We start from the raw sequence: 8,989 nt of genomic DNA on the forward strand, positions 1-8,989 counted from the left end.
GGGCACGGCTCCCGGCACCCACCCCGGGCCGACCGGGCCCCGGGAGCCGGACGCCCTCTACCAGGTCCCGCTCGTGCTGCGCCGCCCCGAGGACGCCCCCGCCCCCGAGGAGGGCGCCGAGATCGGGGTGCTCGCGGTCGCCGGCGGTCCGCTGCGGGTGGACGACGCGACGCGGGACGCCGACGGGCGCGCCGCCCTGGTCGCGACCCTCGTCTCCGGCGACGGCGCCGCCGGCCCCGGGCTGTCCCTGGCCTCCCACCGCACCCACCCCGGCTCCCCGCTGCCGCTGGGCCGGGCGATGCGAAGCCGGGTGCTGGCCGGGGAGCAGTCCAACACCTCCCTGATCATCGAGACGGAAGGGGCCTCCCCGCTGATCGTGAAGCTGTTCCGTGTGCTGCAGGACGGGGAGAACCCCGATGCGGCGCTGCAAGGCGCGCTCACCGCGCAGGGCTCCGCCCACGTGCCCGCCGTCGTCGGCGCCGCGACCGTGCGCACCGGAGCGATGCGCACCCATGCCCTCGTCGCCCAGGAGTTCCTGCCGCAGGTCGAGGACGCCTGGCGCGTCGCGCTGCGGCTCGCGCGCGCCGGCGAGGACTTCACCGCCCCCGCCCGGGCGCTCGGCACGACCCTCGCCGAGGTGCACCGCGATCTCGCCGCCGCGCTCGGCACGGTCGCGGCCGACGAGGGCGCGGTCCGGACCGTGATCGCGCAGATGCAGAGTCGTCTCGCACAGGTCGCCGCGGAGGTCGAGCAGGTCGCCGCGCACCGGGAGCCGCTCGCCGGCCTGCTGGACGCCGCCGCCGGGCAGACGTGGCCCGCGATGCAGCGCATCCACGGGGACCTTCACCTCGGACAGGTGCTCGCCTCGCCCGAGCGCGGCTGGGTGCTGCTGGACTTCGAGGGCGAGCCGCTGCGGCCGCTCGCCGAGCGCGCCCTGCCCGACTCCCCGCTGCGGGACGTCGCCGGGATGCTGCGCAGTCTCGACTACGTCGCCGGCGCCGTCGCCCTCGAGCACGGGGTCGACGCGGGTGCCTGGGCGGCCGACGCCCGCGCCGCCTTCCTCGAGGGCTGGGCGGCGGAGGCGGGGACGCCCGCACCCGCGGTGCTCGCCGCCTTCGAGGCCGACAAGGCGGTGTACGAGGCGCTGTACGAGTCCCGTCAGCGCCCCGACTGGCTGCCGATCCCGCTCGGCGCGCTCGAGCGGATCAGCGCACGAGGCGCGGGGGCGGGGGCGGCGGGCTGAGCGCCGAGACGGGGCTGGTGGTGGTGATCGGGGTGAGGGAGCCAGGCAGGAACGGGGCGCTGATGGCTCGCACCGCGACGCGCACGCCGACGATCACCTCGAGCAGATCGCCGTCGGACCCGCCCCAGGTCGCGTCGAGGATCCCGTTCGCCTCCTCGGCGGAGCGGCGGGTGAGGCCGTGGGCCGCGGCGCGGCGCTCTACCGACTCGAGCAGCCTCGCGCTCGCCGCCTGATCGGGATCGGGCGTCCCGTCGGCCGCGAGGAGGGCGCTGACGTGGCAGAGCGTCTGCAGCCCGTGCCAGGAGCCGCCCGAGGAGCGGTCGCGCTCGGGGCGGTGGTCGCGGAAGGCGATCAGCCCGGGCTGCTGCTCGAGGAGCACGGCGGTCACGTCCTCCAGCAGGGAGCGGATCCGCGCATGGGTGGCGTCCTGGCCCGGGATCTCGTCCCCGGCCCCTCGGGGGAGCGCTGACATCCTCGACCGCCTCTCCCGTCGCGCCGCCCGCGGCGACGTCCTGCTCCGTCGCCCGTCCGCGCGGGTGGCGACCAGGGTATCGGCCCCTCGGGGAGCCCTGCGATGGGGAGAACTCCCCATCGGCCGGCGAGCGCCGGGCTCAGCCCTCCTCGACCGGCACGAACTCGACCGGGGAGACCGAGGAGTAGCGGTCCTGTCGGATCGAGACCACGCCGACGCCGCCGATGAACGGGGCGAGCGCCTGCGGGTTCTTGCCGGGGTTGGCGAGGATGACCTGGAAGCCGAAGTGGCGGAAGGACTCCATCGCGGCGGTGATGAACTTGCCCGCGCCCTTGGAGAACGCCTCGTCGATGATGATCGGCGCGTAGCGGGGCACCTCCTGCCCGGTGCCGGCGAGCTGGTAGCGCAGCGCCGCGGCGAGGCAGAAGGTGGCCAGGCGCTCGTTCTGGCCGCCGGAGAGGGGGCCGCCGGACTCGTGGGCGTGGACCACGGTGCCCTCGGCGTCGACCTCCTCGGCGTGGAAGTGCACGTGACGGCGCACGTCGAGGATGACGCGGGAGACCTGGTCGTCGCGGGTGCGGGCGGCGCCGATGAGGTCCATCAGGTGGCGCAGGGACAGGAACCGCTCCTCGGCCAGCTCCCGGTCTCGGGAGATGTCGTTCAGCGCCGTGTCCGCCACGGCCTCCTCGAGCGCCTTGCGGAACTCGTCCAGGGCCGCGAGGTGCACGGGCCGCATGGACAGCTGCAGGAAGCGGCCGGAGTGGAACTCGACCTGGGCCAGCAGCGCGTTGATGCGCTGGAGGCGCTTGCGGATCTCGGCGGGCTCGCGCGCGATCGCGGTGGCCAGCGCCTGCACGTCCCCGAGGGTGTTGCCGGTGAAGAACTCGAAGAAGCGGTCCTCGACCTCGGGCAGCTTCTCCTCCTCGATCCGCTGGAGGATCGCGAGATAGTCCTCGATCCCCTCGAGCGTGGGGGCGGTGTCCCCGGCCTGCGCGGGCCAGCGGCGGGAGAACTCGCGCATGGCGGTGCGCATGTCCTCCTCGGCGCGGGAGGTGCGCTTGGTGAGGTCCATCAGCTCCGCGTCCAGGGTGGCGGAGGCGTCCTTGGTGACGCGGTCGATGGTGGACAGCACGAGCGTCGGGGCGATCGCGGCGAAGCGCGCGGCGAGCTCGTCCTCGACCTCGGGGTCCAGGCTCGTCTCGGCGATGCGCTCCTTCGCCTGGGCGAGGCGCTCCTCGGCCCGCTCGGCCTGCTCGGAGGTCTTCCCGGCCGCGCGCACCACCTCGAGCAGCTCCTCGTCGCTCGCAGCGATCGAGGCCTCGACGTCGTCGATCTGTCGGGCGAGCTCGGTGAGGGCGGCGGAGCCGTCCTCCGCGGCGCGGACCATGTCGCGCAGGTTCGCCACACGCCGCGCGACCGAGGCGGCATCGATGTCGTCCCAGGTGACCGCGCTGATCGCCTGGAGTGCGTAGAGCCGCTCACGGCGCCGCTCCCGCTCGACCTCGACGTCCTTGCGGCGGGCCTGCGCCTCGAACAGCGCCTGCTCGGCGCGGGTGCGCTCCTGCTCGAACACGGCGCGCTTGGCGCGGTTGTCGAAGCCGAGCACCCACTGGGAGCGGTCGTTGATCTGCCGGTCCGCGCTCTTCTCGTGCCGGGTGGCGGAGTGCTTGATCTGGCCGGAGCGGAGCACGGCCCGGTTCAGCCGGGTGAACTCTTCGAGGTTCTCGGCGCAGGTGTAGTCCATGCGGGCGGCGATCTCGTGGGAGAGCCAGACGTGGAACTCGCCGTCCTTGACGTCGAGCTTCGCCGCGAGCGAGCGCTCGTCGATGTTCTTCGCGGGGCGGCGCAGATCGGTGTTCACACGGTTGTAGGAGATCCGACGGCGCAGCTTCGTGCGGTCGATGACCTGCGCGACCTGGCGGTACGCCCGGTCCGGGACGAGGATCGAGCGGGCCAGTCCCCGCAGCGCCTGCTCCGCGGCGGCGGTCCACTCCTCCTCGCCGTCGCGCACCTGCAGCAGCTCGGCGGCGAAGGGCAGCTCGGTCGGGGCGATGCCCACCTCGGCGGCGATGTGGTCGCGCAGCGCCACGTCCTCGGAGTGGAGGTTCGAGGCGCGGGAGGTGAGGGAGGCGAGCTCCTCGCGGGTGCGCTGAAGGGTCGCGCCGAGCTCGCGCACGGTCGCCTCCGCCTCCCAGCGGGCGGCGTCGGCGCCCCGCTCCTCCTCCTCGAGGGACTCGCGCAGCTGGGCGACCTCGCGCTGCAGGCCGAGGAACATGTCCTCCCCCGCCGGGGTGCGCAGCTCCACGGTCGCCAGCTGCGAGGCGAACTCGGCGGCCCGCTCGCGGCGGCGCTCCCGCTCCACCTCGAGCCCGGCGATCTGCTGCTTCCAGTCGTCGATCTCCCCGCCGCCGGCGCGGCGGCGCTGCTCCTTGAGCTGGGCGAGGTCGGAGCGGGCCTCGGACACGTCCTGGGTGAGGCGGCGCTGCTGGGCGGTGAGGGAGTCCCGCTCCAGCTGGAGCCGGCCGGTCTCCTCCCCCAGCAGCCGCACCAGGTGCTGGGCGGCGAAGACGTCGATGTCGGCGCGGCGGTCCACCAGCTCGCCGCCGCGCTCGCGCATGGCGGACCAGTCCTCGTGGGTGGTGCGCAGGGTGCGCAGCAGGTCCCGCTGCTCGCGCGCGGTCACCAGGGCCTCGTACACCTCGGAGAGGTTGTGGAAGTTCGCCAGCGCCTGGTCGGCGAGATCGAAGGTGCGCGGCTCGTCGAGCATGTAGTCGCGCAGCAGCGCGTTGACGTCGCCGAGCTCCTTGGCGGACTGGATCTTGTGCAGCAGCCCGAGCGCCTTCTCGTCGGGGATGCCCAGCAGCTGGCAGAACGCGGCCCGGTACTCGCGGAACTGGCGGAAGGTCTGGGTGCCGGGATGGGCGGCCTCGAGCGCCTTGCCCTCGATCTGGGTGGAGACGAACTGGCGCAGGTCGGTGACGTCCAGGGGCTTCCGAGCGATGACGTAGAGGGACTTCACGTCGGAGTCCGCGGAGTGGCCGGCGTGCAGGAGCAGCAGGCGGGAGAGCTGGACCGTGCCGCCGCGGCCGTCGCCGTAGCGCAGGGTGAGCACCGACAGGGTCGTCTTCTCGCGCAGCACCTCCTGGCTGAACTCGCCGGTGGCCTGGTCGTAGTGCATCGCCCAGGCGCCGCGGACGTAGCTGGCGACGGTGCGGCGGTACTTCGAGCGCTGGGGGCCGGCGTCGGAGGCGGCGGCGTTGAACTGGAGCGTGCGCGGCGGGGTGAGCAGGGCGCTGATCGCGTCCAGAAGCGTGGACTTGCCGGTGCCGGGCCCGCCGGTGAGGAAGAAGCCCTTGGAGGAGATCGCCAGGTCATGGGTGCCGTGGAAGGTGCCCCAGTTGGAGATCTGCACATGGGTGAGCCGCCACTGCCCCGGGTGCGGATGATCGGGGTCGGTCACCGCCGGCTCGGCGGGGGCGTCCGGCCCGGCCATGCCGGGGAGGTCGAGGACGTCCTCTCCCCGGGTGTTCGCGGCGTCAGTCGTGGTAGGCACCCCGTCAGGGTACCGAGTCCGATCGCGATGCGGGGCTGACCGAGGTCGCCCCGCTCACGGCCGGATGACGCCCACCCCGGCCGGCGCCCGCTCTCCGAGCTCGACGAGCGCGTCGCAGGCCTGCTCGAGGTCGAGGGTGCGGGTGACGAGGTCCTGCGGTCGCAGCGAGCCCTCGCGCACCAGGGCGAGCAGACCCGGATAGTCCGCGGCGGCCATGCCGTGGCTGCCCAGCACGGCGAGCTCCTGGGAGATCACGCGAGGGATCGCGAGTCGCGGCGGCTCCGCGTACAGCCCGATCTGCAAGTGCCGTCCGAGCGGGGCGAGGGCGAGCAGCGCCGCGTCCGTCGTCTCCTCGCGGCCGAGCGCCTCGACGCTCGCCGTCGGCCGCTCCCCCGCCGCCTCGATGATCGCCGCGGCCGTCGCCGCCGGATCCAGGCCGCGGGAGTCCACGGTCACCGCCGCCCCGTGCTCGCGGGCGAGGGCGAGGGCACCTGGGTCGATGTCGACGGCGATCGGCCGGGCGCCGAGCGAGGCGGCGATCATGACCGCCGAGAGCCCCACCCCGCCGCAGCCGATCACGGCGACGGACTCCCCGGCGCGGAGCCCGGCGCGGGCGGTCAGGGCCCGGTAGGCGGTCGCGAAGCGGCAGCCGAGGGTCACGACCGCCTCGGCGGGCAGCTCCTCGCCGACGGGGACGAGGTTGTGGTCGGCGGCGCGGATCACGACCTGCTCAGCCCAGGAGCCGTCGTGGGTGAAGCCGGGCTGGGTCTGGTCCGGGCAGATCTGGGCGGCGCCCTGGCGGCACCAGCGGCAGCGCCCGCATCCCTCGACGAAGGGAGTGGTCACCCGGTCCCCGACCCGCACCGCCCGGACGCCCTCCCCGAGCGCAGCGACGCGGCCGACCATCTCGTGCCCGGGCACGCGCGGGAGCGTCACCGAGTCGTCATGACCGGCGAAGGCGTGATGGTCCGAGCGGCACAGCCCCGTCGCCTCCACGTCCAGCACCACGCCGCCCGGCGGGGCCGACGGGGCGGGGAGGTCGCGGACCTCGGGACGGAGACCGAACTGCTCGATGACGACGGCGCGCATGGTGACAAGTGTGTCAGGCTCAGGCTGCGCCTTCCTGCTGATCTCCTACCGCTCGTCCCTCGCAGTACGTCGATCAGCCTTCGGCACGCCCCTTGCGCCAGTAGCCCATGAAGCTCACCTGCTTGCGGTCCACGCCGAGCTCCTTGACCAGGTGGCGGCGCAGGGTGGTGATCACCCCGGCCTCCCCGGCGAGCCACGCGTAGAAGGGGCCGTGCCCCTCGGTGGTCTCCCACAGGATCGTCTGGTCGATGTCGACCTCCTCGAACTCGCCCGGCTCGGCGGGCACGCCGACGGAGCAGTCCTGGCACAGCTCCGGCCGCTCGTCCAGGAGGCGCCGCACCGCAGGGTCCAGCAGCGTGCCGTGCGGGGCGTCGCCGCGGGCGAGCCAGGTCAGCTCCACGTCGGAGCGGGAGAGGACACGCTGCTCGTCCCGGGCGTCGGGCACCTCGATGAAGGCGTGGCCGGTGAAGCCGGCGGGGAGTGTCTCGAGGATCGCGCAGATCGCGGGCAGGGCCGTCTCGTCCCCGGCCAGCAGCAGGCGCCGGGCGGTGCCGGGACGGAACTCGATCCCGCCGTAGTCGGGGCCGACGAGGCGGCGGTTCGGGCCGAGCATCGTGATCGTGTCGCCCACCTCGGCGGCGGCCGCCCAGCGCGCCGCGACCCCGGAGCCGGGGACGACGGGCTCCTCGAGGTGCAGGACCATGTCGATGTCCAGCTCGGGGTCCTCCCCCAGGTTGCCGGGATGGCCCGCGCCGCGCATCTCGCGGATCGAGTAGGTGCGCATCCAGCCGCGCTCGGCGGTGTCGACCTGCAGCCAGTCGCGGTACCAGCCCGCGAAGGCGTCGGGGTCGGAGACGGCGTCGGGGCGCAGCGCGGCGAAATGGTCCACGCTCGCCTCGGGGCCCGGGATGATCAGCTTGATGCGCACGTCCAGCAGCGGCCCGCCCACGCCGAGATGGCGCAGCTCGGGGCTGGTCAGGGTCAGGCGCACGAGGTTGTCGCCCACCATGGTGCGGGCGCCGACCGTGAGGGTGAAGGCCAGCTGCGGGCTCCCCTCGAGCGCGGGGACCAGCACGGGCTCCTCCGAGGCGCGGGCGGCGGTGCGATGCTGGTCGGTGGCGGCGGACATGGGGTCCTCCTCGGACTCGTCGGCCGTGCCGGGGGCGGTTCCGGCGTCGGCCTGGCGTGCGGATTCGGGGTCGGTGCCGTCGGCGTTCCGGGAGGCGACGGCGTCGGGGGCGGTCTCCCGGCCCAGCGGCAGCACCATCGGGGTGCCGGTGACCGGGTCGGGGGCGATCAGGGCGTTGAGGGCGAAGACCTCCTTGACCATGGCCGAGGTGATCACGTCGGCCGGGGCGCCCTGGCAGTGGACGGCGCCGCGGTGCACGGCGACGAGATGATCGGCGTAGCGGGCGGCGAGCTGGAGGTCGTGCAGCACGATCGCGACGGTGGTGCCGCGGGTGCGGTTCAGCTCGCTGACCACGTCGAGCACCTCGAGCTGGTGGGTGACGTCGAGATAGGTGGTCGGCTCGTCCAGCAGCAGCACCTCGGTGCGCTGTGCGAGGGCCATGGCGATCCACACCCGCTGACGCTGCCCTCCGGAGAGCTCGTCGAGCAGACGGTCCGCGAGCTCGTCGGTGCGGGTGAGGGCCAGCGCCTCGGCCACCGCCTGATCGTCCTCGTCGCTCCACTGCGGGAACAGGCCCTGGTGCGGGTAGCGGCCGCGGGTGACCAGCTCCCGCACGGTCACGCCGTCGGGCGCGAGCGGGGACTGCGGCAGCAGGCCGAGCCGGCGGGCGAGCTCCTTGCCGCGCAGGGAGTGGATGTCGGCGCCGTCCAGCAGCACCGACCCCTGACGGGGCGGCAGCAGGCGCGACAGGCCCCGCAGCAGGGTCGACTTCCCCGAGCCGTTCGCGCCGACGATCATCGTCACCTTCCCCTCGGGGAGGGTCAGGTCGAGGTCATCGACGACGACGCGTCGCTCGTAGGCGAGCTGCAGGTTCCGGGCGGTCAGCTGGGCCACGGGATCACCTTCCACTTCCGGAGGTCTTCGAGCGCACGAGCATCCACAGCAGGAACGGCGCCCCGAGCGCTCCGGTGATGACGCCGGCCGGCATCTCGTGCCGGCCGAAGAGGTTCTGGCCCGCGACGTCGGCCGCGAGCACGAGCACGGCGCCGAGCAGCGCCGCGAGGAGGAAGCTGGGCCGGCCCGCGATCATCCGCGCGAGGGGTCCCGCGAGGAAGGCGACGAAGGCGAGCGGGCCGGCGACCGCGACGGTGAAGGAGCTCAGCAGCACCCCCACGATCACCAGCGCGATGCGGGTGGCGGGCACGGGCAGGCCGAGGCTGGTGGCGGTCTCGTCCCCCAGCTGCAGGATCCGCAGCCGGCCCACCAGCGCGGCGAGCAGCGGCACGAGGACCACCAGCGAGGCGGCGAGCACGGCGGCGCGCGGCCAGGTGGAGCCGGCGACGGAGCCGACCAGCCAGTGCATCGCGTCGCCCGCCTGCTGGGACTCCATCCGGCTGAGCAGATACTGGATCAGCGCGGTGAAGCCGGCGGCGACCCCGAGGCCCACCAGCACGAAGCGGTCGTCGACCGCGCCGGCGCCGCCGGCCCCCGGACCGCCGGGCC

The 8,989-nt window shown here is 74.2% G+C and carries 6 protein-coding genes; 1 reads left to right on the plus strand and 5 read right to left on the minus strand.

What is annotated here, in order from left to right; translation table 11 throughout:
• The coding region (locus tag HMPREF3159_RS12275; RefSeq protein ID WP_070501262.1) for a phosphotransferase at positions 1 to 1,243 on the plus strand (1,243 nt) is incomplete at its 5' end.
• On the opposite strand, the gene HMPREF3159_RS12280 is transcribed toward HMPREF3159_RS12275, so the two are convergent.
• The 5 genes from HMPREF3159_RS12280 to HMPREF3159_RS12300 form a co-directional block, all read right to left on the minus strand.
• Positions 1,206 to 1,715, minus strand: a complete 510-nt coding sequence (locus HMPREF3159_RS12280) for a hypothetical protein (protein WP_070501266.1) — start codon at positions 1,713 to 1,715, stop codon at positions 1,206 to 1,208. The two genes, HMPREF3159_RS12275 and HMPREF3159_RS12280, sit on opposite strands and share 38 nt — an antisense overlap.
• A 139-nt stretch (positions 1,716 to 1,854) precedes the next feature.
• A complete protein-coding gene (locus HMPREF3159_RS12285; RefSeq protein WP_246821629.1) occupies positions 1,855 to 5,268 on the minus strand; it encodes an ATP-binding protein in 3,414 nt (1,137 codons plus the stop codon).
• A 54-nt stretch (positions 5,269 to 5,322) separates the two neighbouring features.
• Entirely contained in the window at positions 5,323 to 6,357 is a 1,035-nt protein-coding gene (locus HMPREF3159_RS12290; protein WP_070501268.1) for an alcohol dehydrogenase catalytic domain-containing protein, read from the minus strand.
• A gap of 73 nt (positions 6,358 to 6,430) precedes the next feature.
• Entirely contained in the window at positions 6,431 to 8,380 is a 1,950-nt protein-coding gene (locus HMPREF3159_RS12295; protein ID WP_070501269.1) for an SIP domain-containing protein, read from the minus strand.
• A gap of 4 nt (positions 8,381 to 8,384) precedes the next feature.
• The coding region (locus HMPREF3159_RS12300) for an iron chelate uptake ABC transporter family permease subunit (protein ID WP_141748214.1) at positions 8,385 to 8,989 on the minus strand (605 nt) is incomplete at its 5' end.

This window comes from Brachybacterium sp. HMSC06H03 (genome assembly GCF_001807385.1).
In the GTDB taxonomy this organism is placed as follows: domain Bacteria; phylum Actinomycetota; class Actinomycetes; order Actinomycetales; family Dermabacteraceae; genus Brachybacterium; species Brachybacterium conglomeratum.

What these genes read in the sequence shown, in the direction of transcription:
- HMPREF3159_RS12280 (WP_070501266.1), bottom strand. Translation starts at nt 1,715, where the DNA reads ATGTCAGCGCTCCCCCGAGGGGCCGGGGACGAGATCCCGGGCCAGGAC.
- HMPREF3159_RS12290 (WP_070501268.1), bottom strand. Translation starts at nt 6,357, where the DNA reads ATGCGCGCCGTCGTCATCGAGCAGTTCGGTCTCCGTCCCGAGGTCCGC.